The sequence below is a fragment of the Mycobacterium interjectum genome (assembly GCF_900078675.2).
Taxonomy (GTDB): Bacteria; Actinomycetota; Actinomycetes; order Mycobacteriales; family Mycobacteriaceae; genus Mycobacterium; species Mycobacterium interjectum.
Map to the genome: position 1 here is coordinate 1,984,436 of NZ_LT546237.1, position 24,397 is coordinate 2,008,832.

General features: G+C 67.0%; 30 protein-coding genes and 3 pseudogenes. 17 read left to right on the plus strand and 16 right to left on the minus strand.

Annotation, left to right across the window (positions count from 1 at the left end; translation table 11 throughout):
- A pseudogene (locus BN4348_RS43875) lies at positions 1 to 306 on the minus strand (Hsp70 family protein); the annotation flags it as partial.
- Between the two features lie 119 nt (positions 307 to 425).
- The gene (locus tag BN4348_RS43880) at positions 426 to 1,511 is read right to left on the minus strand and encodes an NAD(P)H-dependent amine dehydrogenase family protein (RefSeq protein ID WP_066913586.1); all 1,086 of its coding nucleotides are present in this window, start codon (positions 1,509 to 1,511) and stop codon (positions 426 to 428) included.
- A gap of 93 nt (positions 1,512 to 1,604) precedes the next feature.
- On the opposite strand from BN4348_RS43880, the gene BN4348_RS43885 reads away from it, so the two are divergent.
- From BN4348_RS43885 to BN4348_RS43905, 5 genes are all read left to right on the plus strand, one after another.
- Complete coding sequence (locus BN4348_RS43885; RefSeq protein WP_066913588.1) at positions 1,605 to 1,964, plus strand: MmpS family transport accessory protein; 360 nt, start codon at positions 1,605 to 1,607, stop codon at positions 1,962 to 1,964.
- A 13-nt stretch (positions 1,965 to 1,977) separates the two neighbouring features.
- Complete coding sequence (locus BN4348_RS43890; protein ID WP_066913590.1) at positions 1,978 to 3,273, plus strand: cytochrome P450; 1,296 nt, start codon at positions 1,978 to 1,980, stop codon at positions 3,271 to 3,273.
- Between the two features lie 76 nt (positions 3,274 to 3,349).
- Positions 3,350 to 3,706, plus strand: coding sequence for a hypothetical protein (locus BN4348_RS43895; RefSeq protein ID WP_066913668.1), 357 nt, complete (start codon positions 3,350 to 3,352; stop codon positions 3,704 to 3,706).
- A 121-nt stretch (positions 3,707 to 3,827) separates the two neighbouring features.
- Positions 3,828 to 4,367 carry an ester cyclase gene (locus tag BN4348_RS43900; RefSeq protein WP_066913670.1) on the plus strand — a complete coding sequence of 180 codons (540 nt, stop codon included), beginning with the start codon at positions 3,828 to 3,830 and terminating at the stop codon, positions 4,365 to 4,367.
- 9 nt (positions 4,368 to 4,376) lie between these two features.
- Complete coding sequence (locus BN4348_RS43905) at positions 4,377 to 4,832, plus strand: hypothetical protein (RefSeq protein WP_066913592.1); 456 nt, start codon at positions 4,377 to 4,379, stop codon at positions 4,830 to 4,832.
- Here BN4348_RS43905 and BN4348_RS43910 read toward each other — a convergent pair.
- A complete protein-coding gene (locus tag BN4348_RS43910) occupies positions 4,829 to 5,536 on the minus strand; it encodes a haloacid dehalogenase type II (RefSeq protein WP_084454219.1) in 708 nt (235 codons plus the stop codon). The two genes, BN4348_RS43905 and BN4348_RS43910, sit on opposite strands and share 4 nt — an antisense overlap.
- A 59-nt stretch (positions 5,537 to 5,595) precedes the next feature.
- Here BN4348_RS43910 and BN4348_RS43915 point away from each other — a divergent pair, with 59 nt between their 5' ends.
- Positions 5,596 to 5,949 carry a YidH family protein gene (locus BN4348_RS43915; RefSeq protein ID WP_066913674.1) on the plus strand — a complete coding sequence of 118 codons (354 nt, stop codon included), beginning with the start codon at positions 5,596 to 5,598 and terminating at the stop codon, positions 5,947 to 5,949.
- Positions 5,946 to 6,245, plus strand: coding sequence for a DUF202 domain-containing protein (locus tag BN4348_RS43920; RefSeq protein ID WP_066913594.1), 300 nt, complete (start codon positions 5,946 to 5,948; stop codon positions 6,243 to 6,245). The genes BN4348_RS43915 and BN4348_RS43920 overlap by 4 nt, the downstream gene beginning before the upstream one ends.
- Here the strand turns inward: BN4348_RS43920 and BN4348_RS43925 are convergent.
- Positions 6,242 to 7,720 carry a flavin-containing monooxygenase gene (locus BN4348_RS43925; RefSeq protein WP_066913596.1) on the minus strand — a complete coding sequence of 493 codons (1,479 nt, stop codon included), beginning with the start codon at positions 7,718 to 7,720 and terminating at the stop codon, positions 6,242 to 6,244. The two genes, BN4348_RS43920 and BN4348_RS43925, sit on opposite strands and share 4 nt — an antisense overlap.
- Before the next feature lie 488 nt (positions 7,721 to 8,208).
- On the opposite strand from BN4348_RS43925, the gene BN4348_RS43930 reads away from it, so the two are divergent.
- The 3 genes from BN4348_RS43930 to BN4348_RS43940 all read left to right on the plus strand — a co-directional run bounded on the left by BN4348_RS43930 (position 8,209) and on the right by BN4348_RS43940 (position 10,461).
- Entirely contained in the window at positions 8,209 to 8,940 is a 732-nt protein-coding gene (locus BN4348_RS43930) for a cutinase family protein (protein WP_211145722.1), read from the plus strand.
- Between the two features lie 100 nt (positions 8,941 to 9,040).
- On the plus strand, positions 9,041 to 9,574 hold the full coding sequence (locus BN4348_RS43935) for a nitroreductase family deazaflavin-dependent oxidoreductase (protein ID WP_160040467.1): 534 nt from the start codon (positions 9,041 to 9,043) through the stop codon (positions 9,572 to 9,574).
- The gene (locus BN4348_RS43940) at positions 9,571 to 10,461 is read left to right on the plus strand and encodes an alpha/beta fold hydrolase (RefSeq protein WP_160040470.1); all 891 of its coding nucleotides are present in this window, start codon (positions 9,571 to 9,573) and stop codon (positions 10,459 to 10,461) included. The genes BN4348_RS43935 and BN4348_RS43940 overlap by 4 nt, the downstream gene beginning before the upstream one ends.
- Positions 10,462 to 10,477: 16 nt before the next feature.
- On the opposite strand, the gene BN4348_RS43945 is transcribed toward BN4348_RS43940, so the two are convergent.
- On the minus strand, positions 10,478 to 11,254 hold the full coding sequence (locus BN4348_RS43945) for an Rv3717 family N-acetylmuramoyl-L-alanine amidase (protein WP_066913603.1): 777 nt from the start codon (positions 11,252 to 11,254) through the stop codon (positions 10,478 to 10,480).
- Positions 11,251 to 11,385, minus strand: coding sequence for a hypothetical protein (locus BN4348_RS62160; protein ID WP_264034210.1), 135 nt, complete (start codon positions 11,383 to 11,385; stop codon positions 11,251 to 11,253). The genes BN4348_RS43945 and BN4348_RS62160 overlap by 4 nt, the downstream gene beginning before the upstream one ends.
- Positions 11,386 to 11,437: 52 nt before the next feature.
- Between BN4348_RS62160 and BN4348_RS62500 the strand changes: the two genes are divergently transcribed.
- Positions 11,438 to 11,800 (plus strand): ClpX C4-type zinc finger protein, encoded by a 363-nt coding sequence (locus BN4348_RS62500; protein WP_066913605.1) that lies wholly within the window; start codon positions 11,438 to 11,440, stop codon positions 11,798 to 11,800.
- 3 nt (positions 11,801 to 11,803) lie between these two features.
- On the opposite strand, the gene BN4348_RS43955 is transcribed toward BN4348_RS62500, so the two are convergent.
- Positions 11,804 to 12,460, minus strand: a complete 657-nt coding sequence (locus BN4348_RS43955; protein ID WP_066913607.1) for an enoyl-CoA hydratase/isomerase family protein — start codon at positions 12,458 to 12,460, stop codon at positions 11,804 to 11,806.
- Positions 12,461 to 12,874 (minus strand): TetR/AcrR family transcriptional regulator, encoded by a 414-nt coding sequence (locus BN4348_RS43960; RefSeq protein ID WP_211145723.1) that lies wholly within the window; start codon positions 12,872 to 12,874, stop codon positions 12,461 to 12,463. It abuts the gene before it with no gap.
- 171 nt (positions 12,875 to 13,045) lie between these two features.
- On the opposite strand from BN4348_RS43960, the gene BN4348_RS62505 reads away from it, so the two are divergent.
- A complete protein-coding gene (locus BN4348_RS62505; RefSeq protein ID WP_066913605.1) occupies positions 13,046 to 13,408 on the plus strand; it encodes a ClpX C4-type zinc finger protein in 363 nt (120 codons plus the stop codon).
- 3 nt (positions 13,409 to 13,411) lie between these two features.
- Here the strand turns inward: BN4348_RS62505 and BN4348_RS43970 are convergent.
- The 3 genes and pseudogenes from BN4348_RS43970 to BN4348_RS43980 all read right to left on the minus strand — a co-directional run.
- Positions 13,412 to 13,990: pseudogene (locus BN4348_RS43970) on the minus strand (enoyl-CoA hydratase-related protein); the annotation flags it as partial.
- Between the two features lie 7 nt (positions 13,991 to 13,997).
- A pseudogene (locus BN4348_RS43975) lies at positions 13,998 to 14,258 on the minus strand (TetR/AcrR family transcriptional regulator); the annotation flags it as partial.
- A 23-nt stretch (positions 14,259 to 14,281) separates the two neighbouring features.
- Positions 14,282 to 15,076, minus strand: coding sequence for a DUF3060 domain-containing protein (locus tag BN4348_RS43980; RefSeq protein WP_160040473.1), 795 nt, complete (start codon positions 15,074 to 15,076; stop codon positions 14,282 to 14,284).
- A 241-nt stretch (positions 15,077 to 15,317) separates the two neighbouring features.
- Between BN4348_RS43980 and BN4348_RS43985 the strand changes: the two genes are divergently transcribed.
- A complete protein-coding gene (locus BN4348_RS43985) occupies positions 15,318 to 16,571 on the plus strand; it encodes a hypothetical protein (protein WP_066913611.1) in 1,254 nt (417 codons plus the stop codon).
- A 130-nt stretch (positions 16,572 to 16,701) separates the two neighbouring features.
- Here the strand turns inward: BN4348_RS43985 and BN4348_RS61520 are convergent, their stop codons facing one another.
- Positions 16,702 to 17,061: a helix-turn-helix domain-containing protein gene (locus BN4348_RS61520; protein WP_084454223.1), complete on the minus strand. Its 360-nt coding sequence runs from the start codon at positions 17,059 to 17,061 to the stop codon at positions 16,702 to 16,704.
- On the minus strand, positions 17,054 to 17,386 hold the full coding sequence (locus BN4348_RS43995; protein WP_066913613.1) for a type II toxin-antitoxin system RelE/ParE family toxin: 333 nt from the start codon (positions 17,384 to 17,386) through the stop codon (positions 17,054 to 17,056). The genes BN4348_RS61520 and BN4348_RS43995 overlap by 8 nt, the downstream gene beginning before the upstream one ends.
- A 299-nt stretch (positions 17,387 to 17,685) precedes the next feature.
- Here BN4348_RS43995 and BN4348_RS44000 point away from each other — a divergent pair, with 299 nt between their 5' ends.
- The 3 genes from BN4348_RS44000 to BN4348_RS44010 are packed head-to-tail and all read left to right on the plus strand — an operon-like array spanning position 17,686 to position 19,878.
- Positions 17,686 to 18,384: a crotonase/enoyl-CoA hydratase family protein gene (locus BN4348_RS44000; protein ID WP_066913615.1), complete on the plus strand. Its 699-nt coding sequence runs from the start codon at positions 17,686 to 17,688 to the stop codon at positions 18,382 to 18,384.
- A gap of 6 nt (positions 18,385 to 18,390) precedes the next feature.
- Entirely contained in the window at positions 18,391 to 18,981 is a 591-nt protein-coding gene (locus BN4348_RS44005; RefSeq protein ID WP_066913617.1) for a TetR/AcrR family transcriptional regulator, read from the plus strand.
- A 48-nt stretch (positions 18,982 to 19,029) separates the two neighbouring features.
- Positions 19,030 to 19,878, plus strand: coding sequence for an SDR family NAD(P)-dependent oxidoreductase (locus BN4348_RS44010; protein WP_066913619.1), 849 nt, complete (start codon positions 19,030 to 19,032; stop codon positions 19,876 to 19,878).
- Here BN4348_RS44010 and BN4348_RS44015 read toward each other — a convergent pair.
- From BN4348_RS44015 to BN4348_RS44025, 3 genes are all read right to left on the minus strand, one after another.
- On the minus strand, positions 19,875 to 20,831 hold the full coding sequence (locus BN4348_RS44015; protein ID WP_084454224.1) for an SMP-30/gluconolactonase/LRE family protein: 957 nt from the start codon (positions 20,829 to 20,831) through the stop codon (positions 19,875 to 19,877). The genes BN4348_RS44010 and BN4348_RS44015 overlap by 4 nt on opposite strands.
- Before the next feature lie 28 nt (positions 20,832 to 20,859).
- On the minus strand, positions 20,860 to 22,353 hold the full coding sequence (locus BN4348_RS44020) for an arylsulfatase (protein WP_066913623.1): 1,494 nt from the start codon (positions 22,351 to 22,353) through the stop codon (positions 20,860 to 20,862).
- Positions 22,354 to 22,587: 234 nt separating this feature from the next.
- A complete protein-coding gene (locus tag BN4348_RS44025) occupies positions 22,588 to 23,040 on the minus strand; it encodes a VOC family protein (RefSeq protein ID WP_066913625.1) in 453 nt (150 codons plus the stop codon).
- 83 nt (positions 23,041 to 23,123) lie between these two features.
- Here BN4348_RS44025 and BN4348_RS44030 point away from each other — a divergent pair, with 83 nt between their 5' ends.
- Positions 23,124 to 24,392 (plus strand): cytochrome P450, encoded by a 1,269-nt coding sequence (locus BN4348_RS44030; RefSeq protein WP_066913676.1) that lies wholly within the window; start codon positions 23,124 to 23,126, stop codon positions 24,390 to 24,392.
- Positions 24,393 to 24,397 lie beyond the last annotated feature (5 nt).

Sequence of the window (24,397 nt, forward strand, 5' to 3'; positions counted from 1 at the left end):
CGGGCGCCCGCCGCTGGCGGCGTAGGCCAGGGCGCGCAACCCGTCGGCGAGCAACGCGTCGCTGCGGTGCACCGAGCCGTCGGCGGCCACGATTCCCGCGGGATCTCCCACCCGGTCCACGAAGTCGGTGACGACCACGCCGGGCTCGTCCAGCTTCGGATTTTCCGAGGGCACGCCGACCTCGGGCGGGCGCTGGCGATACAGGGTGAGGACGGGCTTGCGGATGATCGCGACGTCTGCGGTCACGGCCGCCAGGTTGGTGGAACCAATCGACAAACCCAGCGCCGGTGTCGCTCTGTCGGCCATCTACCCACCCCGTATTCAGCGGCGCATATTCCACCTTTGCGCAATTGTGCCGCTGATACCTATAGCCATTCGTAGCGCCGGCTATGCGTGAGCTGTGCGACTCCAGGGGCCGGGTTTGGTCAGCGGATCGCGCCCGCCCCGGCGATCAGCGGGAGGTCCAGCGGCGTGACCCAGCCCGGCCGCAGGTCGTTCACCGCCGGAACCGCGTTGAGGGCCCGCATCCCCGTCGCCAGGCACCCCGCGGTGGCCGCGTCCCGGCCCGAGCCGTCGGTGAACCGGAACGCGGTCTCCTGAAAGATGCTCGGGGTCCCCTCGATGTCCACCCGGTAGACGTCGTTGTCGTGGCCGGACGGCCAGTCGGGCGCGGCGTCGAGCCCGATGCGGTTGACGTGTTCGAGCTGAATGCGCGTCTCCCCCTGGTAGACCCCGTTGATGGTGAACCGGACCGCGGCGACGTGGCCGGCCTTGATGACGCCCTTGGCCGTGGTGCGCTCCGTCGGGGTCACCCACTTGTCCCAGGTGGTGGTGATCTCGTCGAGCATGATGCCGGCGGCGTGGGCGATCATCGGGACGGTGGCGCCCCACGCGAAGATCAGCATGTTGGAGTCTTCGAGCAGCGGGCTGTATTCGGGTTCGCGGCCGATGCCCATCTCGACCTCGTAGTCGCCCTCGTAGTTGGTGTAGTCCAGCAGCTCCGACGCCCGCACCCGGCGCACCTCCGAGCACAGGCCCATCAGCGTCATGGGAAACAGGTCGTTGGCGAAGCCGGGGTCGATGCCGGTGGTGAAGCAGGACGATTCGCCGAGCTCGCAGGCCTCGGTGATGGGCTCGATCCAGTTCGGTGGGTTCAGGTGCATGGTCGGCCACACCCACGGCGTCATCGCCGTCGAGCACACGTCGATGCCGGCCCGCAGGAAACGGGTGATCAGCGCGATGTTGTCCTTGGCGTGCATCGCCGTCGGGCCGTAGTGCACCAGGGCGTCGGGCTTGAGCGCGATCAGGGCGTCGACGTCGTCGGTGGCGATGATGCCCACCGGTTCGGGCAACCCGCAGATGTCGCCGACGTCGCGGCCAACTTTGTTGGGGTTGCTGACGCCGACGCCGACCAACTCGAACAGCGGATGCTTGACGATCTCCGCGATCACCATCCTGCCGACGAATCCGGTACCCCAGACCACCACGCGCTTTGAGCCGCTTTCCGACATACTCACCTTCCTCATCAACCCCCGGTTCACCCTAAGCATTGGCGGGAGCGGCATCTAGACCAGGCGATGTCGGTAATGACACGATGTGGAACCATGACCAGTCATCTCCGGGGGCCCGCGATCTTGTTCGCTGTCGGCGTCGGGTTCGCCAACTTCTGCGGCGGGACCGTCGCCGGCGTGGCCGGCGCGAACGAGAACCCCCAAGTCCGCTACGAGGTCAGCGGCCCGGGCGTCGCGGAGTACATCTCCTATCAAACCGACAACGGCCAGCAGCGCGCGGTGAACGCGAAGCTGCCCTGGTCGACGCAGTTCACCGCCTTCGGCGGCGAGGTGTTCGTCCTCAGTGCCCAAGGGCCGGGACCGATCAACTGCAAGATCCTGATGGACGGCAACGTCGTCAGCGATGCGACCGCAACGGTGGGGGCGCCGGCCAGGACCGTCTGCACCCACTGAGAAAGGTTTTCCCGTGCCACTGACGATCGGTATCGCGACCCGAGTGAACGGGGCGCCACCGCCCGAGGTGCCGCTCGCCGACATTCATCTCGAGTCGCTGGAGTTCTGGGGGCGCGACGACGACTACCGCGACGGTGCCTTCGCCACCCTGCGGCGCGAGGCGCCGCTCTCGTTCTGGCCCGCCGTCGAGTACGAGGGGTTCGAGGCCGGCCCCGGGTATTGGGCGCTGACCAAGCTGGACGACGTGCACTACGCGAGCCGTCATCCGGACGTGTTCAGCTCCGCCGGCGGCATCACGATCGGTGACCAGATGCCGGAGCTGGCCGAGTACTTCGGCTCGATGATCGTGACGGACGACCCGCGACACCAGCGGCTGCGCTCGATCGTCAGCCGGGCGTTCACCCCGAAGGTGGTGGCGCGCATCGAGGCGTCGGTGCGCGAGCGGGCGCACCGGCTGGTGGCATCGCTGATCGCCGATCATCCCGGCGGCGAGGCCGATCTGGTCGGCGAGCTCGCCGGGCCGCTGCCGCTGCAGATCATCTGCGACATGATGGGCATCCCCGAGGAGGACCATCAGCGCGTATTCCATTGGACCAACGTGATTCTCGGGTTCGGCGACCCGGACCTGTCGACAGATTTCGAGGAATTCACCCGGGTTTCGATGGACATCGGCGCCTACGCCACCGCGCTGGCCGAGGATCGCCGCGTCAACCACCACGACGACCTGACGACGAGCCTGGTGGAGGCCGAGGTCGACGGCGAGCGGCTCACGTCGCAGGAGATCGCGTCGTTCTTCATCCTGCTGGTGGTCGCGGGCAACGAGACGACGCGCAACGCGATCAGCCACGGGGTGCTGGCGCTGTCGCGCTATCCGGCCGAGCGGGACAAGTGGTGGGCCGACTACGACGCGCTGGCCCCCACCGCGGTCGAGGAGATCGTGCGGTGGGCCTCCCCGGTGGTCTACATGCGGCGCACCCTGACCCGCGACATCGAGCTCTCCGGCGTCAAGATGGCGGCCGGCGACAAGGCCGCGCTGTGGTACAACTCGGCCAACCGCGACGAGTCAAAGTTCGCCAACCCGTGGATGTTTGACGTGGCCCGCGACCCCAATCCGCATCTCGGGTTCGGCGGCGGCGGCGCCCATTTCTGCCTCGGCGCCAACCTGGCCCGCCGCGAGATCAGGGTGGTGTTCGACGAGTTGCGGCGCGAGATCCCCGACATCGTCGCGGTCGAGGAACCCTCGATGCTGCTGTCGCAATTCATCCACGGCATCAAAAGGCTGCCCGTCGCGTGGACTCCGAGGAGCTGAGGGTTTGAAAAGGTTCGTTCTAAGCGTTGTTTTCGCCGTTGCCGCAGTGACGCTGGCGCCCGCCGCCCACGCCGGCATGGTGCTCGGCAACTACAAGCTGAACACCAACCGCGATCCCGGCCACGAGTGGCTGTGGGAGATCCGGCAGTGCCAGGACGAGCGGCCGGGATGCGTTCACGTTTCGGCGGTTCCGCAACCCAACGGGCAGGCGGTGCCGTACGACGGTGATGCGTACCTGTCCGACGGCCGCTACACGATGGCCGTCGACGTGCCCGACGGCGTGCGCTGCGTGGTCGCGTTCTTTCCCTCGCATGACGTCTATACCTGGGATGCGGTGACGTTGGCCGGTCAGGTGGAGTCGACGTTCGCCACCGGTTGCGGCGGCTCGCCAAGCGGGCTGAACACCTACCCCTTCTCGCTGGTGCGGTGGTAGCGGCTCCCTGGAGGAATACCGCACCTTCAAACTTGGTAGCGCATGTGCTACCAAATTCGCCGCGAGGGTTACCCTCTGTCCGAAGGCATCCCGCGGGTCTATCGTGACCACCGTGACCGACGTGACCATTCCCGCGTTCCCCGCTCCCGAGGTGCTCGCCGCCCGCGAGAAGCTTGTGCTCGACCACTTCCACGACGAGGTCCGCCAGGACTGGGACGACGTGCTGGCGACCTTCCCGCATCCGCGCTACGAGCTGATCCCGCAGATGGTCGTCCACGACGGCGACGAGGCGGTGCGCGGCTACTACGTCTACACCCGGACCGCGTTTCCCGACCAGGACCACGAGATCATCGCGCTGCGGCACAGCGCCGACGCGGTGATCGTCGAGTTCTGGCTGATGGGCACCCATCGCGGGTATCTCGGCAAGGTGCCGCCGACCGGCAGCCGGTTCCGGGTCCGCATGACCGCCTACTTTGTGTTCGACGACACCGAAACCCTTGTCTGCGAACGCATCTACTTCGACACGCTGACCATGATCAAGCAGCTGCTCGGCGGGCTGGACATGAAGAAGCCGGCGAACTGGTTGCTGGTCGCGCGCTGCGCGCGGGGGTTCCTGTCGATGTCGTCGGAAAAGCCCGACCCCGCACTGACTTCCGCGTAAACTGCAGCGATGCGGGACCAAACCTTGCAGGCGGTATGCGCCGCGGGCGCCGTGCTGGCCACCTGCTCGACGGTTGTGGGGGGCACCGCGACCGCCTCCCCCACCAGCTCGCGCACCGTGAAATGGATCGATCTTCAGGTCGGCCAATGCGTGGCCGACCTGCCGCCGGCCGACCTGAGCCGTGTGACGGTCACCGTCGTCGACTGCGCGACAGCGCATTTGGCCGAGGTCTACCTGCGCGCCCCGATGGCCGTCGACACCGCCGTCGCCAAGGTCGCCACCAACGACTGCAACGCCGGGTTCGCCCCCTACACCGGCCGATCCGTCGACGGCAGCCCGTTTTCGATCACGTTTCTCATCGACTCGAATCAGGATCGCACCGGCGCCAACCCCACCCCGAGCACCGTCATCTGCCTGCTGCAGTCCGCCAACGGTCAGCAGCTGACCGGGTCGGCGCGCCGCTAGCAGCCGAGTTGTGCTGCGAGGTCACCGAAGTCGGACGCGTTGACGTCGAACTCGTCCGAGTAGGCCACGTCGGCGTCGCCGTCGGCCCCGAATTCCAGCGGGCGCGCGACGAAGGCCGTCGCAAAACCGAGCCGGCCCGCCGCGCGGATGTCGTACTTGTGGCTGGCCACCATCATGATCTCGCCATGGTCCAGGCCGAGGTACGTCGCGGCCAGGTGATAGACCGCCGGATCGGGCTTGAACACCCCGGCCATCTCCGCGGCGAAGACCGCGTCCCAGGGCAGGCCCGCCCGCTTGGAAAGGTTGACCACCGCCGACACGTCGGCGTTGGACAGCGTGGCCAGCGTGTAGGCGCCTTTCAGCCGGGTCAGCCCGGGCACCACGTCGGGCCACGGCCTCAGCCGTTGCCAGGCCAGGGTGAGCTCGTCGCGGTCGGCGCCGGAAAAGCCCGCGATGCCGCAGTCGTCCAGGACGGCGTCGAGCGCGCGGCGATACACCGAGCGCACGGAAACCCATCCGCTGCCCTGCGCGCCCTCCAACGCCGCGAAGTAGCCTGCGCGCCAACGCCGCACCAGCGCGGACCAATCGGCCTGCGGGTGCCGGCCCGCGCTGATCCGCACCGCCTCGTCGCACACGGTCGAATGAAAATCCGTCGCCGTGCCCTGCACGTCGAACAACAGCGCCCTGACCACAAGTTTCATCATGCAGGTTAAAATCTGCGGCGTCGAAACGCTTGACCTTCCATCCCGAGCCGAGGCAATTCGTGGCCGAACCTGACGAGCGCGAGCCCGACTACCGCTTCACCCTCGCCAACGAGCGAACCTTCCTGGCCTGGCAACGCACCGCGCTGGGGCTGCTCGCCGCGGCGGTCGCGCTGGTGCAACTCGTTCCGGAGCTGACCGTCCCCGGGGCGCGCCGCGCGCTCGGCGTCGGGCTGGCCGTGCTGGCGACCCTTACCAGCGGAATGGGGCTGTTGCGCTGGCGGCAGGCGGATCGCGCCATGCGGCGCGGCGATCCGTTGCCCCGGCACCCCACCCCGGCCTACCTGGCGGTGGGGCTAAGCGTGGTCGGACTCGTCGCCATCGGGCTGGTGCTCGCCAAGGCGGTCATGGGTTGAGCGAGCCCGCGGACCGGACGAGCCTGGCCTGGACGCGCACGTCGTTCGCCTTCCTGGGCAACGGCGCGCTGCTGATGATCAGGAACCTGCGTGGCCCCGTGGGGCTCAAGGAGTTGATCCCGGCCCTGCTGGCCGGCGCGGTCGCGCTGATGACCTACCTGATCGCCCTGCAGCGCCAACGCGTGCTGCGGGAACACGCCACCCCGGAGCAAATGACGCCCCGCCGCCAGGTGTACGTCATCGGCACGGCGGTGTTGGTGCTCGTCGTGGCCACCACGGTCGGCCAGTTGATCTAGGCGATGATGTAGTCGCTGAGCGGGAAACTCGATGCCTCCCGCACCGCGTTTCCGGTCGATGTCGGCCGCAGTAGCGCCGCTTCGCCGCTCTGGTTGAAGTAGTACGACCTCGACCCGGCACAGTCGCCCGCGTAGAACACCGTCTTGTCCAGCAGTCGGGTCATCCGATCGAGGAATTGCGCGTTGGCCTCTTCGGTGACCTCGAAGGTGGTTGCGCCCCTGCGCTTCACCTCGCCGAGCAGCCGGTCCATGTGCCGCATCTGGTACTCGATGGTGTTGAAGAACGACAGCCCGGAAAACGCGTACGGGCTGGCCAGGCTGAGAAAGTTGGGGAAGTACGGGATGGACACACCCTGGTATGCCTGAAACCTCTTGTCGCGCCACCACTTTCCGAGGTTACGGCCCTGACGGCCGACCACCTCGAGGGACGGGAAGTTCGCATCCCACAGGTCGAAGCCGGTAGCCAGCACCAGGGTGTCGACGACCGTCTTGCGCCCGTCGGCGGTGACGATGCCGTCCGGCTCGATACGCTCGATCGGGTTCGTCTCCAGGTGCACGTGCGGTTGGGTGAACGCGCGATAGTAGCGGTTGGACCAGGTCGGCCGCTTGCACCCGAAGTCGTAGGCGGGCGTCAGTTTCCGGCGCAACTCCTTGTCGCGGATCGAGACGAAGCGGTTGATCTTCGCCAGGTCGGCCGCGGCGATGTTCAGCCGCCGGGACCCGCGGTAGTGCAGCACGCCGACCACCGTGATCGTTTCGAAGAGGAGGTCGGTCAGCCAGCGCACCGCGCGCTGCGCGAGGGGCAGGCGCGCGAACAGGCGCTGCACCGCCGGCGGGAAGGCGAAATCGACCTTGGGCACGACGTGGATCGGGGTGCGTTGGTAGACGGTGACCTCGGCGGCCTCGGCGGCCATCTCGGGGATGACCTGCACGGCGCTCGCGCCGGTCCCGATGATCGCGACGCGATGACCGGCGCAGCGGTAGCCGTCGTCCCACGCCGCGGTGTGGATGACCTTGCCGCCGAAACCGCCGATACCGGGGATCTCCGGAGCGCGCTTCTGCGACAGAAAGCCGGTCGCCGTGATGAGGAAGCGGGCCGTCAGGCATTCGCCGCCGGCCAGCGACACCCGCCAGAGCTGGGCGTCCTCGTCCCACTGGGCGCCTTCGACGCGGGCGTTGAATCGCATGTGGCGGCGGATGTCGTATTTGTCGGCCACGTGATCGGCGTAGCGCTTGATCTCTGCGCCCGGCGCGAACAACCGTGACCAGTTCGGGTTGGGCTCGAACCAATACGAGTAGGTGGTGGCCGGGATGTCGACGGCCACCCCCGGGTAGCGGTTGACGTGCCAGGTGCCGCCCAGGTCGGACTCGCGGTCGAGGAGGACGATGTTGTCATATCCCAGGCGTTTGAGCTGGATCGCGGCGCCGATACCGCCGAATCCGGCGCCCACGACGACGGCGTCGAAAACTTCCATTTTCAAGACGCTCCCTCAAGAATTGATGCGCTGCCGCACGGCTCGCCTGCCGGCCTACGCGGCAGGCGCCCTGGCAAAGGGGTCGGGACCAAAACGGCCCGTTCGGCCTGGACGCAAGCGTCGGTCCGCCGCACCGGCCCGTCAGCTCCTTGGACAGGCTGTTTAACAAGTTCGCTCATCGCCGGGGCCCGGTTAGGTTTGGCTGGGCGTCCTCGGCGGGCGGACGGCGCCGCCGGCGGGCATAAGGCCAAATGTCACGTCGTCGAAACCCCTTCCACCCGTGGCTGTGTCGCTATTTACCCATGCTTGGAAGCACGGCTACCCTCGGACAACCCACCTAAACGGTGTTTTTGACACATTTGCAATATTATTGTGATTCGCGGCGGCGTCCAACTCGGGAGTCAACGCCCGCGGGCTGCCAAGAATTCCCCTGAAAGCTCAAGGGAATTCTCAGGTTTGGGCCCCGCTCGGTGGGGCATTTTTGCGGCATGATCGCACGTCACCTCACCCGCTTCCTCGTTCCCGCGGCGGTCGCGGCGGCCGGCCTCAGCGCCTCGGTTCTCGCGCCTGCCCTCCCCTTAGCCTCCGCCCAGTGCCCGGACGTCCAGGTGGTGTTCGCCCGCGGCACCGGTGAGCCCCCGGGTGTCGGGCCGACCGGACAGGCGTTCGTCGATGACCTGCGCTCGCGCATCGGCGGAAAATCGTTCGACGTGTATCCGGTCAACTACCCCGCCAGCAACGACTGGGACACCGGCCTCGATGGGATCAGGGATGCCGGCGCGCACGTCGTGTCGATGACGCACGACTGCCCCAACACCAAGATGGTGCTCAGCGGCTACTCCCAGGGCGCGGCCGTGATGGGCTTCGTCACCACCGCCGCCGTGCCCGACGGCGTCGATCCCAACACGGTGCCCAAGCCGCTGGACCCCTCCGTGGCCGACCACGTCTCGTCGGTGGTGCTGTTCGGCATGCCCAACGTCCGGGCGATGAATTTCCTCAACGAGCCCCCGGTCGCGATCGGTCCGCTCTATCAGCCCAAGACCATCAAGGTGTGCGCCCCCGAGGACCCGGTCTGCTCCGACGGCATGAACTTCGCCGCGCACGACACGTACGCGTCCGACGGGCAGATCATCGACAAGGGCGCCGCGTTCGCTGCCAGTCAGCTCGGCGGCAACGGCGCCACCACCGTCGGCGCTCCTCAAGGAGGGATCGGCAGCTGAGCCGCCGGCGACGTCACTGCGCCGGCTCGCACGGCGAGGACTTTCGTCCCTGGCGTACCACCGAGTGCCCGGCGTCAACTTGATGCCGAAGGAGGTGCCCGTGGCGACCGACAAGCGAATCGGCGGAGTGCTTCTCGTGGTGTTCGCGGTCCTGGGCTGGCTGGTGTTGCTGCCCAGAATCGCCAGGCGCCACCGGGACGCGGTGTTCCACCGGAGCGGGTTCCGGAAGTTCCTGACGACCTATAACGGCATGACCCGCAAGATATCCGGGACCCGGCGATCGTCCTGGGGGCTGCTGACCCACGTCGGCCGGCGCAGCGGGCTCGTGTATCAGACGTCGCTCGGCACCGTTGATTACGGTGACGGCTTCCTGTTGCCGTTGGGCTACGGGCCGCACACCGACTGGTACCGGAACCTGATGGCCGCGGGGACGGGCACGCTCGCCTGGAAGGGGCGCACCTATCGGCTGGAGCGCCCCGAGCTGGTTTCCGGGCCCGAGGCGATGCGAGCCTGGCCACTCACGTCCCGGATGCTGTTGCGGCTGGCGGGAATGCACGAATTCGTGTGGCTGCATCAAAGCACGGCGGGAGCCACCGAGCGGCTCCTTCCACCAACGCAACACGCGACACGGTGAAGGCAACGAGGCTGCGTGTCCCCTCGGGGGTCGAGGATCGTGATGTCCGCGTTCAGGGCATCCGCACGCGGGTGTTCGAGGTTGACCCCCACAACAACGCCACCCCGTTGATACTGCTGCATGGCGGTGGCGCCGACTCGGCGCTCGTGTCGTTCGGGTCGGCGCTGGTTGCCCTCGGGCAGCGCAGGCGGGTCATGGCTCCCGACCTGCCCGGATACGGCGAAACCGAGTTCCCCGAGTCAGAATTCTCCATCCCCTGGTACGCCGACTGGGTCGAAGACCTCATAGGTAGCTACGGCTTCGATCGGGTCGACCTCGGAGGGCTGTCGCTCGGCGGATGGATCACGCTGGAAATGGCGATCGGCCACCCCGACGCGGTGCGCCGTATCGTGGCGATCAATCCCGGCGGCATCACCGAAAAGTTCAAGTTCATGCGCACCGCCGAGTGGGTCGCCAACCATCCCCGGGTGGCGCACCGCATCAATGGGCTCTCGGTGGGCCTGGGCCGCCGGCTCGTTCGCATGCAACTGCGCGCCAGTCTGGGCATCAAGAAAGCCTCGGCGCTGACCGACGAGCTGATCGACGCGGTCATCGTCAGCGGCAAGCGCCCGCATGCGGGCGAGGCGTTCGCCGCCACGCAACGATGGGCATTCAGCGCCGGACCCGGAGCCTTGTCGCTCGTATCGAGGCTGCCGCAGATCGGAGCCAAGACGCTGATAATCGCCGGCCGTGATGACCGGCTGGTGCCGGTGGCGGATTCGATTCGAGCCTCGCGGCTCGTCCCAGACGGAGACGTGCTGGTTCTGGAATCTTGTGGACACTGGCTCGTGCGCGAGTGCCCAACCGAGTTCGTTCGCGCGGTGGATCAATTCCTGGACACCGCTTGACGATTCGGCTATTGCGCTAACCGGTCGGGGACTTGGCATTCAGGAATGCGACGATCCCCTGCGTGACGGCGGCGGCGTACTTGGCCCGGCCGTCCGCGCTTTCCATCCGCGCCGCCTCGTCGGCGTTCTTCATGTTGCCCAGTTCGACGAGCACGGCCGGATACTCGGCCAGGTTCAGCCCGGCGAGGTCGTCGCGCCCGTACAGGCCGTCCGACCCGATGTAGGTGGCCGGGTGAAACCCCGCCTGCACCAAGGCATCCCGCATCATGTGCGCCAACTGCACCGACGGGCCGGACTGGGAGTCGTTCAACGGCGGCGCGGAGTAGTTGACGTGAAATCCCGAGCCGGACGGAGGCCCGCCGTCGGCGTGGACGCTCACGATCGCGTCGGGGTGCATCGCGTTGGCCAGCGCCGCGCGTTCATTCACGCAGGGGCCGGCGGAGGCGTCGTTGTCGCGGGACAGCTGAGTGCGAACGCCCATCGAGTTGAGCTGACCGCTGATCAGCCCGACCACCGCCCACGTGAACGCGTGCTCCGGGTAGCCGTCGTCGGCCGCGGTGCCCGAGGTGTTGCACAGCTTGGTGCCGCCCCGGCCGTTGGGTACCTGCCGGCTGGTCGAGGCGTCGTTCACCGCGTTGTGGCCCGGGTCGAGGAAGACGCCCATGCCCGCGATGGCGGCGCCGGCGCGTGGGGCGTCGATCAGCGCGCTAGCGCCGAGCAGGGCCGGCGCGACGGCGGCGTATCTGAAGACGTCGCGCCGCGTGACGGGTCGCGGCCAACCGGGGTCACTCACTCGCGCAAGGGTAACAATCGCCGCACCCGACCCCGCTCCGGATAGAGATCGTGCATCAGTTGGGCGCCCTCGACCCCGTAGATGCCGCGGTCGTCGCCGCGCAGCACCCAGCGGTGCTGCAGCGACAACAACCCCGTGGCGAACCTCTTGTCAGGGCTACCCTGACGTCGTAGCGTGGTTCGGATGAGTCCCGCGACCAAGACCGCGCAGGTGTGGTGTTCGTTCTGCGGCAAGTCCAACACCGAGGTCGACAAGCTGGTCGCCGGCCCGGGCGTACAGATCTGCAACGTATGCATCGACCTGTCCCAGGCCATCATCGACGACTACCGCGACAAGCCCAACGAGCTGCGGTTGCCGATCTGGGAGTCGTGGAGCGACGAGCAGATGCTCGAGCACATCCCCCGCATGGCCGTGGTGGCCCAGCAGGTCGAGACCGACCTGCGGTCCTGGGTGCGCGAGCTGCGCCGGCGCGGGATCACCTGGGCGAAGATCGGGCAGACCCTGGGCATCACCCGCCAGTCGGCGTGGGAGCGATTCTCCGACTAACTGTCAGACGCCGGTCAACGCCTGCGCCGCGGCGCGGAACATGGTCTGCTTGATCGCGCCCAGTGTGCCGGGGTCCTTGCCGGCCAGCGGGCGCACCAGGTCGGTCGCGGCGCCGGTCACCGCCCCCTCGTCCGCGGTGGCGTCGACGATGCCGAACTCGGCGGCCTCCGCCCCGCCGAATCGCCGCCCGGTCGTCATCGAGGCCACCGCCGCGCGCGGGGTGAGCTTGGCCTGGATCAGCGCGGCCATGCCGTCGCTGAACGGAATGCGGATGTCGACCTCGGGAAAGCAGAAGTATCCGCGGTCGGCCCGCATCACCCGCACGTCGTGCGCCATGGCCAGCATGGCCCCGGCGCCGAAGGCGTGCCCGGTAATCGCGGCGGCGGTCGGCGCCGGGAAGGTCAGCACGCGCGCCAACAGGGCCTGCACCCGGGCGACGTAGGCCTGTCCCTGCTCGGCGTGCGCGGCCAGCCAGTCCAGGTCCAGCCCGTTCGTGTAGAACTTGGCGCCGCCGGCGGTGACCAGGCCCTGCGCCCCGGCGGCCTCGATCTCGTCCAGGTGCGCGTTGATGGCGTCGAGAAACTCCGGGGAGAAACGGTTTTCGTCCTCGCCCAGGTTGATGACGGCGATCTTGTCGTCCCACGTCAGTGTCGGTGTCATCTATTTGTTCCCTTCTCTGGTTCTGCGTCGTGGCGGCGGCGCGCCGACGGCCAGGACGGCGCGGACGGCGGCCCGTAGGCGTTCTCGTGCGTCGGCGTCGCCGATTCGATTGCGGCGCAGCAGGATAGCGGTCGGCAGGTCGACGATGCAGGTGGTGATGACGTCGACGGCCGCGGCATCCCTGCGGTCCCACAGGGCGCGGGCCAGCCGAATCATGGCCTCCACCAGCAGCCGGTCCAGCTCACGCAGTTGGGTGGCGATCTCGGCCGGCGTGTCGGGCCCCAACAGCTCCTCGCGGCGCACCGTCAGCAGTAGCCGCGAGGAGTCGGGATAGTCGTCGGCGAACACCGCGGGCGCGTCGGCCGCCGCCACCACCGCGGCGACGGCATCGCCGTCGGGCGCGGCGTCGATCAATTCGCCCTGCGCGNCCGACCCCGCTCCGGATAGAGATCGTGCATCAGTTGGGCGCCCTCGACCCCGTAGATGCCGCGGTCGTCGCCGCGCAGCACCCAGCGGTGCTGCAGCGACAACAACCCCGTGGCGAACCTCTTGTCAGGGCTACCCTGACGTCGTAGCGTGGTTCGGATGAGTCCCGCGACCAAGACCGCGCAGGTGTGGTGTTCGTTCTGCGGCAAGTCCAACACCGAGGTCGACAAGCTGGTCGCCGGCCCGGGCGTACAGATCTGCAACGTATGCATCGACCTGTCCCAGGCCATCATCGACGACTACCGCGACAAGCCCAACGAGCTGCGGTTGCCGATCTGGGAGTCGTGGAGCGACGAGCAGATGCTCGAGCACATCCCCCGCATGGCCGTGGTGGCCCAGCAGGTCGAGACCGACCTGCGGTCCTGGGTGCGCGAGCTGCGCCGGCGCGGGATCACCTGGGCGAAGATCGGGCAGACCCTGGGCATCACCCGCCAGTCGGCGTGGGAGCGATTCTCCGACTAACTGTCAGACGCCGGTCAACGCCTGCGCCGCGGCGCGGAACATGGTCTGCTTGATCGCGCCCAGTGTGCCGGGGTCCTTGCCGGCCAGCGGGCGCACCAGGTCGGTCGCGGCGCCGGTCACCGCCCCCTCGTCCGCGGTGGCGTCGACGATGCCGAACTCGGCGGCCTCCGCCCCGCCGAATCGCCGCCCGGTCGTCATCGAGGCCACCGCCGCGCGCGGGGTGAGCTTGGCCTGGATCAGCGCGGCCATGCCGTCGCTGAACGGAATGCGGATGTCGACCTCGGGAAAGCAGAAGTATCCGCGGTCGGCCCGCATCACCCGCACGTCGTGCGCCATGGCCAGCATGGCCCCGGCGCCGAAGGCGTGCCCGGTAATCGCGGCGGCGGTCGGCGCCGGGAAGGTCAGCACGCGCGCCAACAGGGCCTGCACCCGGGCGACGTAGGCCTGTCCCTGCTCGGCGTGCGCGGCCAGCCAGTCCAGGTCCAGCCCGTTCGTGTAGAACTTGGCGCCGCCGGCGGTGACCAGGCCCTGCGCCCCGGCGGCCTCGATCTCGTCCAGGTGCGCGTTGATGGCGTCGAGAAACTCCNATGGCCGACAACCGTTCCCGGGGCGGCAGCGCCTCGAGTTCGGCCAGGGATCGGCGGTCCTTGTCCAGGAACGTGTTCCAGGATTCGACCAGCTTGGCCCGGTAGCTGTCCATGTCCTCGAAGTGCCAGTAGAAGCTGCCGCGGGTGACGCCCGCCTGCTGGCAGAGGCGATCGACCTTGAGCGCGCGCACTCCGTCCGCGGCGAGCAGGGCGTAACCGGCCTCGAGCCAACTCTCGACCGACAGACGGGGACTCCGGGCCATCGTGCCAGATTACTGTCGTCGACTCAGCCCTGCTGAATGTTGTTGTCGTAGCCCGAATCGGTGACCTTCGGCGCGCCCGAGTGGTAGGTGACGTTGTTGCCGTATCCGGAGACGGTGATGGTGTCGACGCTGTCGACGGTGACCTTGTTGTTGTAGCTGGAGATCGCCAGGCTGGCGCAGTGGCCGGTGACGCTGTATTCGATGCCGTAGCTGGACAGCTTCAGCTTGCCGTTGTTGCAGGCGTGGTCGATGACGGTGTTGCTGTAGCCGGTGGACTCGAGGGTGTCGGCGCTGTCGACGGTGACGTTGTTGTAGTAGCCGCCCGCCGTGATGCTGGCGCAGTGGCCGGTCACGACGTACTTGCTGTTGTAGCCGGCCAGGATGAGCCTGCCGTCGTTGCAGCCGACCTGCCTGGTCTCGCCGGTGCCGCTCAGCCGCAGCTCGCCGCCTGGGGGCACCGCGGTGGGGCCGGCCGACGTCGTCTTGGCGCCGCTGCCCCTCGAGATCGTCGTACTCGAGCCCGACCTGGCGAAGACCATCACCAGGCTGATGACGGTCGGCACCACCACCGCCAGCAGGATGACCACGAGAAACCACGGGTAGGGCTTGCTGCGCCGCGGCGGGGTACCGAAGCCGTACGGCGAGCCGCCCGTATAGGTCGGGCCGCCCGTGTAGGTCGCACCGCCCGGGTACGGCGGAGCGTTCTCCGTATACGGCGCACCGCCCGGGTACGGGGGTGCGCTTTGCGGGGTCCGCGTGACGTCGGCAAGCTCTTGTTCGAGCTCGCGGATCCGCTTCTCGGGGTCGTCGTCCTTCATTTGCCACATGGTTCCACATCCGCAGTTGGGCGGACAGTCCTCAATTTGCCGCCGCCGGGGCAGCGCCCGCTCCTCGTCGCGGGAAATTGGTGAATTCCTACCGAATAGACGCCGAACCGGGGGTTGGCCACGAAACATGGGTGTAACGTCCGCAGTCGCTAGCCAGCAACACCTGCTCACTCTCGGCCTGCTCGTTTGCGTGCCGACGGATTGTTGGGGGTGCCCCGTGAGCGCAGCCGAGATGTCCGACGTGTCGGCGACGATCGACACGGGCGAGGTGGTGGTCTCGTTGCATGACGAGGCGTTGCTGCTGGGCGGTGCCCCCGCCGCCGTCGACTCCTATTTGGAGCGCCTGCGTGCCAGCGCCGGGCAGGCCATGCGAGTCGCCGGGATCGACGGCGCCGCGCTTGCCAGCGGGCTCGCCTCGCTGCTGGCCGAGTCCGGAAAGTACGTCCAGCTGCATCGCGATTCCCTCGAGGCGTTGAGGCAAGGCAACCTAGTTCCCCTCGGCGACGGCATCTTTCGGTTGGCGACGGGCGCCGACGCCGGCCTCGCGCCGCTGCAGTGGCGACCGGCGGTGCTCGGCCCGGAAGCGATGCTCTCGGCGCAGCTGATCGCGGTGCAGATGGCGTTGACGTCCGCCGTTGCCCAGGTGGAAGACGCCGTGCGGCGCGTGGCGGACAAGGTCGAAACGGTGCTCGAAGTCGCCCGGGCGCAGCGCGCCGGCGACGTGCTGGGCAACAACCTGACGCTGTCGCGGATGGTCGAATCGCTGGAGAAGTACGGGTCGCTGCCCGATGCGTACTGGGATTCGGTGGCCGCCCTGGGGCCGGCGCTGAATGTCACCGTCGCGCAACTGCGCAACCATGTCAGGCGCATCCTGGCGTCGTTCGATCACACCGTGGGCGTGCAGCACCGCGCCGAGAAGCTGCGAAACGCGCTCAACGACAACCGGCTTGGCGACACCCTCAGCCTGCTGGTGATCGCGGAAGAGGCGCTGCACAAGTGGCAGCGGCTGAACCTCGCGCGAATCGAGTCCACGCAACCCGAGCAGCTGCTGCGGGCGATCGATGAGGCCCGCGAGCTCGTCGACCATCATCTCCGCGAAGACGTCGACATCTATGGGACCGCCACGGAAATACTCGACCGCTTCGCGAAGCCGGCGGTGTTCGACGGCTTCCGGTTCTGGGCGGTGCGCGAGTTGGCCAAGCAGCGCCGCGCCCTGCGCGACGAGCTCGACCGGTTCGCGGAGACCCGCCACCACCAGGTCGAGACCTGGGAAGACTTCCACATTCCGAGCGTGCTCGATGCCGCCTTCGCCACCATCGGGGCGGTCGGCACCACCACGGGCCACGCGCTGGCCGCCGTCGGCCGCGGGCTCGTGTGGGTAGGCGCACAGCTCGCAGTCCCGTTCCGGGACAAAGGCGCCGAAGGCACGCACTCCGACTGCCCGGCGGGCAATGCCGGGCTCGAGGAACCCCCACCACAGCCGTAGGCCCAGCACCGGGCCGCGTTGGTCACCTCCATCCACCAGTCACGCTGCCAAACCACTATGCGAATTGTCCGCTTAATAGCGACTTTTCAGCGACTAGCTGCTGAATGAGGCTGAGATTGCTGCTGTCAGGTCAGCGCCCGCTGAGTGCTTTCCGCTTGCTCGACGCGGCCCTGGTTGAACGATCCGCAGGGGTACCTTTGACCTTCTTCGCCGCCCGCACCGGTGGATGTTCGACCGGACGAACATCAAATGTCAGGCCGACTGGTGCGAGCATGTTGACCAGGGCGTCAAGGCTGAACTTGCTGATCTTTCCGTTCAGGAGATCCGAAACTCGGGGCTGAGTCACGCGGAGACGCGCCGCAGCTTCGGTCTGCGTCCAACCTTCTTCCCTGATTCGCTGCTCGATGGCGATCATGAGCAGGCCGCGGGCGGTCAGGTTCGCCGCCTCCTCTTCGGTCTCGGCGAGGTCGTAGAACACGCTGTCAGCCATCTCTCGCCTCTCGGTAGCGCTTCCTAGCCAGGTCGATATCGGTTTTCGGTGTCCGCCGCGACTTCTTCGTGAAGACGTGAAGGACGCAGATCGTGTCGTGGAACTTCGCGACATACATAAGCCGAGCAATGCCGTCGGCGTCCTGCACTCGTATCTCGTACGCGCCGGGGCCTACGGCGCTTATCGGTTTGTAGTTGTTGGGCATCAGCCCCATCTGCACTCGAAGTAGCTGCTGGCCGAACTCATATCGAATGACCGGGCGTTGCTCGCGGATGTCGCCGCGACTTGTCCCAAGCCATTTGATGGGTCTCAGATCAACGCCCATCCTATATCAGAACCAATATAGGCGCCAGCAGAGGCGGGGCCACCCCGGGCATGCGCCGTCGGCCTTGCCCCGTGGGAACCATCGGCACTAGAACCTTGACGGCCATGACCGCATCTAAGCCCCGTCCACCGACAAGTGATCACGGCTACATCGGGCAGGGGCCCAAGACGCGCCGCGAGCAGCACGTGGTGTCGACCGGCGCTTCACCAGGCCAGAACAACGCGGATGAGAGCACCTCTTGCCTTTCGCAACCTTGTTTCGTAACGTCGATACAAATCAAGACGGGCGAAGGAGCATAGATGAACGGACCGGTCACCTATCGTCGCGACGAGTCCGTCGCGCTGATCACGATGGACGACGGGAAGGTCAACGCGCTGGGGCCGACCATGCTGCAGGCGCTCAACGAGGCGCTCGACAGCGCCGATCGCGACGACGCCGGCGCGGTGGTGATCGCCGGCAACCACCGGGTGTTCAGCGGCGGGTTTGACCTGAAGGTCTTGACCGGCGGCGAGGTGCAACCGGCGATCGATCTGCTCAGGGCCGGATTCGAGCTGTCGTATCGGCTGCTGTCGTACCCGAAGCCGGTGGTCATGGCCTGCACTGGCCCGGCCATCGCGATGGGGTCGTTCCTGCTGTGCAGCGGCGATCACCGAATCGCCGCGCCGGGGTACAACATTCAGGCCAATGAGGTCGCTATCGGGATGGTCCTGCCGCACGCGGCGTCGGCGATCATGAAGCTGCGCCTCACCCCGTCGGCCTACCAGCAAGCGGGCGGGCTGTCCAAGGTGTTCTTCGGCGAGACCGCGCTCGCCGCGGGATTCATCGACGAGATCGACCTGCCCGAGCGGGTGCTCGGTCGCGCCCAGGAGGCCGCCCTCGAATTCACCAAGCTCGATCGCGCCGCGCACGCCACCACCAAGCTGCGCGCCCGCGCCGCCGCGCTGAAGGAGCTGCGCGCCGGAATCGACGGCATGCCAGCCGAATACGGGGGCCAGTAGCACCCGATGCCCAGGCCCAAGCAACGCACGCCCGAGCTTCGCGACCAACTGCTGAAGGTCGCGGTCTCGACGTTGAACGAGGACGGCCTGTCCGGGTTCACCACCCGGCGGGTGGCCGCGCAGGCCGGCACCTCGGTGCCCGCGGTATACGAGTTGTTCCAGGACAAGAGCGGGCTGCTGCGGGCGGTCTTCTTCGAGGGATTCCGGATGCTCTCGTGCCGGCTGCTTGCCGTCCCCGAGACCGACGACGCGGTCGCCGACGTGCAGCGGCTCATTCCGGTGTTTCGTCGGTTCTGCCTCGACTACCCGGCGCTGGCCCGGGTGATGTTCTCGCGACCCTTCCAGGATTTCGATCCCGGCCCCGAGGAACTCGCGGCGGCGCCGTCGATGCGGGAGATCTTCGTCGGCAGAATCCAGCGGTGCACCGATGCCGGGCTGCTCGCCGGCGACCCGGTCGACATCGCGCACGTATTGCTCGCGTTGGCACAAGGTTTGGCGGTTCAGGAAGGCGGCCGCTGGCTGGGCAAGTCGAAGGCGTCGGTGAACCGGCGCTGGGAGGTTGGGGTTTCTGGGATTCTGCGGGGCTTCGCTTCTTGAGCCCGAGTCGACGTTGACAGCGGTCGAGACTGTCTCGATACTCCGGAAGTGATTGATTTGGGGCTGTCCGGTAAGCGCGCGGTGGTGTCGGGCGCGGGCTACATCCCGGAGCGTGCGGGGCATGGCTGGTTCACGTCGTTGGCCCTTGCCGAGGCGGGCGCCTCGGTGGCCTGCATCGACATCGACGAGGCGCGCGCGGAGCAGATTGCCGGCGAGATCGCCGGCCGGGGAGGCAGTGCCGTCCCGATCGTCGCCGATATGACCGACCCCGTGCAGGTCGGTCGGGCGATCGACGACGCCGTCGCGGCCCTGGGCGGTGTGGATGTGTGCGTGGACATCATCGGCGGGGCCACCTGGTCCAAGGTCGAGGACTTCAGCACCCAGTTGTGGGACGCGGCGATCCACTACAACCTGACCCAGGTGTTCTATCTTTTCCAGGCCGTGTCTCAGCAGATGATCGCCCAGCGCAGCGGCGGGTCGTTGGTGGCGATCGCCTCGGTCGACGGCATTGCGGCGGCGACCTACCATGCCGCCTACGGCGCCGCCAAGGCCGGCGTGATCTCGCTCGTCAAGACCTGCGCCGACGAACTGGGGCGGTACGGCATCCGCGCCAACGCCGTCGCGCCGGGCAACGTGGGCTCCGGCAACGAGGACCTGCCGCCAAACGAGTACGCCGTCAACGGAATTAACCCGCTGGCGCCGCCCCGCGCGCATGACATCGCCAACGCCGCCTTGTTCCTGTCCTCCGAGCTGGCCGCCCGCATCACCGGTCAGACGCTCGTCGTCGACGGAGGCGCCACCAGTCGGCAGCTGTGGGGCCTGCCCGAATCGATGATCCCGCCAGACCCCGAGGCCGCGCTGTCGGACTTCATGAGACCCGGGCCGTCGGGCGGCTAGCGCTGGTGGATTAGCGGCAGGCCCGGCACCGAACTTCTGCCCTTGAGCACGTATGGGGTGGCGATCGAGCCGATGTAGATGTCGCACATGTCGGGCCCGCCCCAGGCGATGCTGGTCGGGGCGTTTAATAGCGCACCGTCGGGGTCTTCGATCACGGTTGTTGCCCGGTCGCCCGGGCTGATCGCCACGATCCTGTTGGCGAGAACGAGTGTCACCCAGAGGTTTCCCTCGGCATCGAACGCACATCCGTCGGCCATCCCCCACCGTCGGCCCACCTGCGGGTCGCCCAGGAACCGGCCGCAGTCGGGCCCGAACTCGTCGGGGCGCCGGTCCCCCAGCGGCGGGCCGAATGGCTCTGGCGGCCCGAGTGTTTGGCCTTCAATCGGAAAACGCACCACGTCGGCGGCTACGGTGCGGACCACATACAGGTAGTCCTCGTTGCAGTCGAGCGCCATGCAGTTGGGGAAGTTCACTTCATCGGCGACCACATGCGCCGATTGGCGATCCGGTGCGACCCGAAACAGGAAACCGTCGGCGGTGCCGCGCGCGATAGTGTCGAGAAGATCGTCTGCCGTCGTGCTCACCGAACACCACAGGGCCCCAACGGAATCCACCAGGACGAAGTTCAACCATCGCAGCGGGCGTCCATCCAGTTGTCCGTCTAATATCGCCGTGATCTCGCCGGTCGCCGGGTCGAGGTCCTGCAGGACTCCCAAGCCCCAGTTGGCGATCAGGAAGTGGCCGTCGCGGTCCAGAGCGATCCCGTTCGGCTCGCCGCCAGCCTGCCCCATCCGCCGAACGGTGTTCTCATCGATCAGTTCTGCGACGGCAGAGGCCTTATCGGAGGCGAACACCCGACCGTCGCCGGCCACCACAACGTGTTCCGGGCGTTCCACGCCACGCCCAAAGGCGTGCAAATGGGTCACCCCGGGAGCTTCGCCCGTTCCGCTCATCGATGCCCCTCGTGGACTCCTGAGTCGCTCAGCTGCTGCGGGTAGTGGCGTCCTGCAACTTGGCCATCACCTGGTCCATGCTGAAGCTCGCGGATTTCTGTCGCTGCGGGAACTCGACCAACGTCTCCAGCATCTCCGCGACGTAAACCTGGGCCGGTACGAACAGGAAGATGTGGTCCACCATCCAGTCGTAGTACGTGTTCGACGTAATATCCGCCCGCTCGTAGGGATCGGTGCGCAGGTTGAACAGCTTGGGCACCCGCAGCTCAACATACGGCTCCGCCCAGATTTGCATGGTGCCCACGCAGCGCTGCTCGAGGAAGACGAACTTCCAGTTGTCGAACCGCAGCGCGGTGAGGTCGCCGTCGTCGGAGACATAGAAGAAGTGCTTCCGCGGGCTCTCGTCGGTCTGGCCGGTGATGTAGGCCAACTGGTCGTAGCCGTCGAGGTGCACCCTATAGGTCGTGCCGTTGAGCTCGGTGCCCGAACGCAGCCGCTCGGCGATGTCAGGCACACCCGCCACCGACAACAGCGTGACGAACCAATCGGCGTGGCTGACAATGCCGTTCAGCACCGAGCCGGCCGGGATGTGCCCAGGCCAGCGCACCAGCGCCGGGACGCGGTAGGCGCCCTCCCAATTGGAGTTCTTCTCGTTGCGGAACGGGGTCATGCCGGCGTCGGGCCAGCTGTTCATGTGCGGGCCGTTGTCGGTGGAGTACATGACGATCGTGTTCTCGGCGATGCCCAGCTCGTCGAGCAGGTCCAGCATGCTGCCGACCGTGTCGTCATGATCCAGCATCGTGTCGTGATAGCGCGACTGCCAGCGGCCCGCGCGGCCCACGCTCCCGGGCTCGGTGTGGGTGCGGAAATGCATGTGCGTGGTGTTGAACCACACGAAGAACGGCGTCCCGGCTTGGTGCTGGCGCTTAATGAAATCGACTGCGGCGTCGCGGAATTCGTCGTCGCAGGTTTCCATCCGCTTCTTGGTGAGGGGGCCAGTGTCCTCGATGCGCTGGGTGCCGTCGCGGTTGGCCCAGCTGTACAGCACCCCGCGGGGCCCGAACTTCTTGCGGAACTCGGGATCCTTGGGATAGTCGGGCAGTTCGGGTTCCTCTTCGGCGTTGAGGTGATACAGGTTGCCGAAGAACTCGTCGAAGCCGTGCATCGTGGGCAGGTGCTCGTCGCGGTCGCCGAGGTGGTTCTTGCCAAACTGGCCCGTGGCATAACCCTGTGCCTTGAGCGCCGTGGCTATCGTCGGGTCCTGCGGCTGCAGGCCCAGCTCCGCACCCGGCAGGCCCACTTTGGTCAGGCCGGTGCGGTACGGGTTCTGGCCGGTGATGAACGCTGCCCGTCCGGCGGTGCAGCTCTGCTCGGCGTAATAGTCGGTGAAGAGAACCCCTTCGGCGGCGACGCGATCGATGTTGGGAGTCCGGTATCCCATCAGCCCATTGCTGTAGCAACTCAGGTTGCTCTGCCCGATGTCGTCGCCCCAGATGATCAGGACATTCGGTTTATCGCTCATTGCTTGGCCTTTCGCGGTCGAAGCCCCCGACGCCCTCGCACCCAGGCCAGCTGACACTGGCGCATACCAGGCCCCAGCAGGGATGCTAGACCCCAATTCTGTGGGCGGCGTGCGCGAATTTGGCCGCAATGCGTCACCCACCCGGCCGAGGGCCGTCGCCGGATCTGAATCACCGTACTGTGACGCTCGGGTGGCGAAGGAGGGTTAACCACACGGTGCTAGACAGTTCCCGAATCAGCGCCGCGGTGGCAGAGCCGCCAACCACCCGTCCGCAAGCAGCTCCAGCAACTGCCCATCCGGATCGCGGATCATCGCCATCGCCTCGGTCATTGTCCCCTCGACCACCGCTCCCCCGAACTCCTGGACCTTCTTCAAGGCGCCGGGGAGGTCGGACACCGAAAACGAGATGTGTGTCAGCCCAATCTGATCCATCACGCGGTCCGACCCGGCGTGAACTTGACGCTTCGAGTAGTCCATGAGTTCAAGCACAAAGCCGTCACGCACCAAATAGGTCGCGTGCACCCCGAGCGGCTCGGGAAGCTGCACCAGCTTGGCGGTGGGGCCGTCGGGCGGATCAAGCTCCCACCAGAACTGAAACCCGAGCACATTCTCGTAGAACCGCCGCGACCGCCCGCGATCGGAGACACACAATCCGACGTGGTTGAAGGTCGTCCGGTGACTACTCATCGCGGCCTTTCTGACAGAACCCGAGCGCGTAATAATGCAAAGATAGTGTAAATAGCCCAGCTCACGTCGCGGTGGAGGATCAGATGACAACCCGTCCCGACGTCAGCGCCGACGCCGTCGTCAACTTCGACCACCACTCCGACCAGTTCAACCTCAACGAGCTGGCCATCAACGCCGACCTCAGACAACGATGCCCCGTCGCCTGGAACACCAACTACGACGGATTCTGGTTCCTCACCAGCTACGCCGCCGTCAGCCAAGCGGCACGTGACGGCGACACCTTCGCGCACAAATACGAACCCAACGCCGAGGACGGCGTCGACTACCAGGGCGAGATGGGCGTCCCACGCCCCGAAGGCCAGCCGGCCCTGGGCATCGGCGAGATCGACGGCCCCTACCACCTGGCGCTGCGCCACGCGCTCGCCCCGTTCCTATCCCCTGGCGCCGTCCAGAAGCTCAAGCCGTTCATGGAACAAAAAGCCCACGAGTTCCTCGACCAGAAAATCCAAGACGGACACATGGACCTGGTCCTCGACTACGCCAGCCCGGTCCCGGCCATCCTGACCATGAAGCTGATGGGCCTGCCCCTCGACAACTGGCACCTCTACGCCAACCTCTTCCACTCCGTCATGGCCATGCCCCAGGACAGCCCGGACTACCTCGACGCCATCTCCCAAGTCCCCGCCATGATGCAAGAAGTCATCGAGTACGCGGCGGCCCGAAGGGCCAAGCCGGAAGACGACCTGACCAGCTTCCTTATCCAGTTCGAATTCGACGGCCAGCGCCTCACCGACGAGCAGCTGCTCAACATCCTCTGGAACCTCATCGCCGGCGGCGTCGACACCACCACCTCGCAGACCGCGCTCACCCTGCTGCACCTGGGCACCCACTCGGAACTGCGCCGACAACTCATCGACCACCCGGAGCTGTACCGCACCGCCACCGACGAATTCCTGCGCTACTTCTCGGTCAACCAAACCCTGAGCCGCACCGTGACGAAAGACGTCGAACTCGACGGCCAACACCTCCGCAAGAACGACAAAGTCGTCATCAGCTGGCTTTCGGCCAACCACGACGAAAAGGAATTCGAGAAACCCGACGAGATCATCCTGGACCGAACACCCAACCGCCACCTCGCCTTCGGGCTCGGGCCGCATCGCTGCATCGGCTCGCACCTGGCGCGACTGATGTCCGAGGTGATGGTCAAGGCGGTCCTCGACCACATCCCCGACTACGAGGTCGACGTCCAAAACGTCCGCCAATACCTGGGCAACCCCAGCATGACCGGCCTGGGCAAGCTGCCGGTCGCCTTCACCCCGGGGACGAAGCCGAGCACGTCACGCCCCTGGTGATCACG

Bases quoted from the DNA above. Each gene is read 5' to 3' on its own strand.
- BN4348_RS43880 (WP_066913586.1), bottom strand. From the start codon at position 1,511: ATGTCGGAAAGCGGCTCAAAGCGCGTGGTGGTCTGGGGTACCGGATTC.
- BN4348_RS43885 (WP_066913588.1), top strand. From the start codon at position 1,605: ATGACCAGTCATCTCCGGGGGCCCGCGATCTTGTTCGCTGTCGGCGTC.
- BN4348_RS43895 (WP_066913668.1), top strand. From the start codon at position 3,350: ATGGTGCTCGGCAACTACAAGCTGAACACCAACCGCGATCCCGGCCAC.
- BN4348_RS43905 (WP_066913592.1), top strand. From the start codon at position 4,377: ATGCGGGACCAAACCTTGCAGGCGGTATGCGCCGCGGGCGCCGTGCTG.
- BN4348_RS43910 (WP_084454219.1), bottom strand. From the start codon at position 5,536: ATGATGAAACTTGTGGTCAGGGCGCTGTTGTTCGACGTGCAGGGCACG.
- BN4348_RS43925 (WP_066913596.1), bottom strand. From the start codon at position 7,720: ATGGAAGTTTTCGACGCCGTCGTCGTGGGCGCCGGATTCGGCGGTATC.
- BN4348_RS43930 (WP_211145722.1), top strand. From the start codon at position 8,209: ATGATCGCACGTCACCTCACCCGCTTCCTCGTTCCCGCGGCGGTCGCG.
- BN4348_RS62500 (WP_066913605.1), top strand. From the start codon at position 11,438: ATGAGTCCCGCGACCAAGACCGCGCAGGTGTGGTGTTCGTTCTGCGGC.
- BN4348_RS43955 (WP_066913607.1), bottom strand. From the start codon at position 12,460: ATGACACCGACACTGACGTGGGACGACAAGATCGCCGTCATCAACCTG.
- BN4348_RS62505 (WP_066913605.1), top strand. From the start codon at position 13,046: ATGAGTCCCGCGACCAAGACCGCGCAGGTGTGGTGTTCGTTCTGCGGC.
- BN4348_RS43980 (WP_160040473.1), bottom strand. From the start codon at position 15,076: ATGAAGGACGACGACCCCGAGAAGCGGATCCGCGAGCTCGAACAAGAG.
- BN4348_RS43985 (WP_066913611.1), top strand. From the start codon at position 15,318: ATGTCCGACGTGTCGGCGACGATCGACACGGGCGAGGTGGTGGTCTCG.
- BN4348_RS61520 (WP_084454223.1), bottom strand. From the start codon at position 17,061: ATGGCTGACAGCGTGTTCTACGACCTCGCCGAGACCGAAGAGGAGGCG.
- BN4348_RS43995 (WP_066913613.1), bottom strand. From the start codon at position 17,386: ATGGGCGTTGATCTGAGACCCATCAAATGGCTTGGGACAAGTCGCGGC.
- BN4348_RS44000 (WP_066913615.1), top strand. From the start codon at position 17,686: ATGAACGGACCGGTCACCTATCGTCGCGACGAGTCCGTCGCGCTGATC.
- BN4348_RS44005 (WP_066913617.1), top strand. From the start codon at position 18,391: ATGCCCAGGCCCAAGCAACGCACGCCCGAGCTTCGCGACCAACTGCTG.
- BN4348_RS44015 (WP_084454224.1), bottom strand. From the start codon at position 20,831: ATGAGCGGAACGGGCGAAGCTCCCGGGGTGACCCATTTGCACGCCTTT.
- BN4348_RS44020 (WP_066913623.1), bottom strand. From the start codon at position 22,353: ATGAGCGATAAACCGAATGTCCTGATCATCTGGGGCGACGACATCGGG.
- BN4348_RS44025 (WP_066913625.1), bottom strand. From the start codon at position 23,040: ATGAGTAGTCACCGGACGACCTTCAACCACGTCGGATTGTGTGTCTCC.
- BN4348_RS44030 (WP_066913676.1), top strand. From the start codon at position 23,124: ATGACAACCCGTCCCGACGTCAGCGCCGACGCCGTCGTCAACTTCGAC.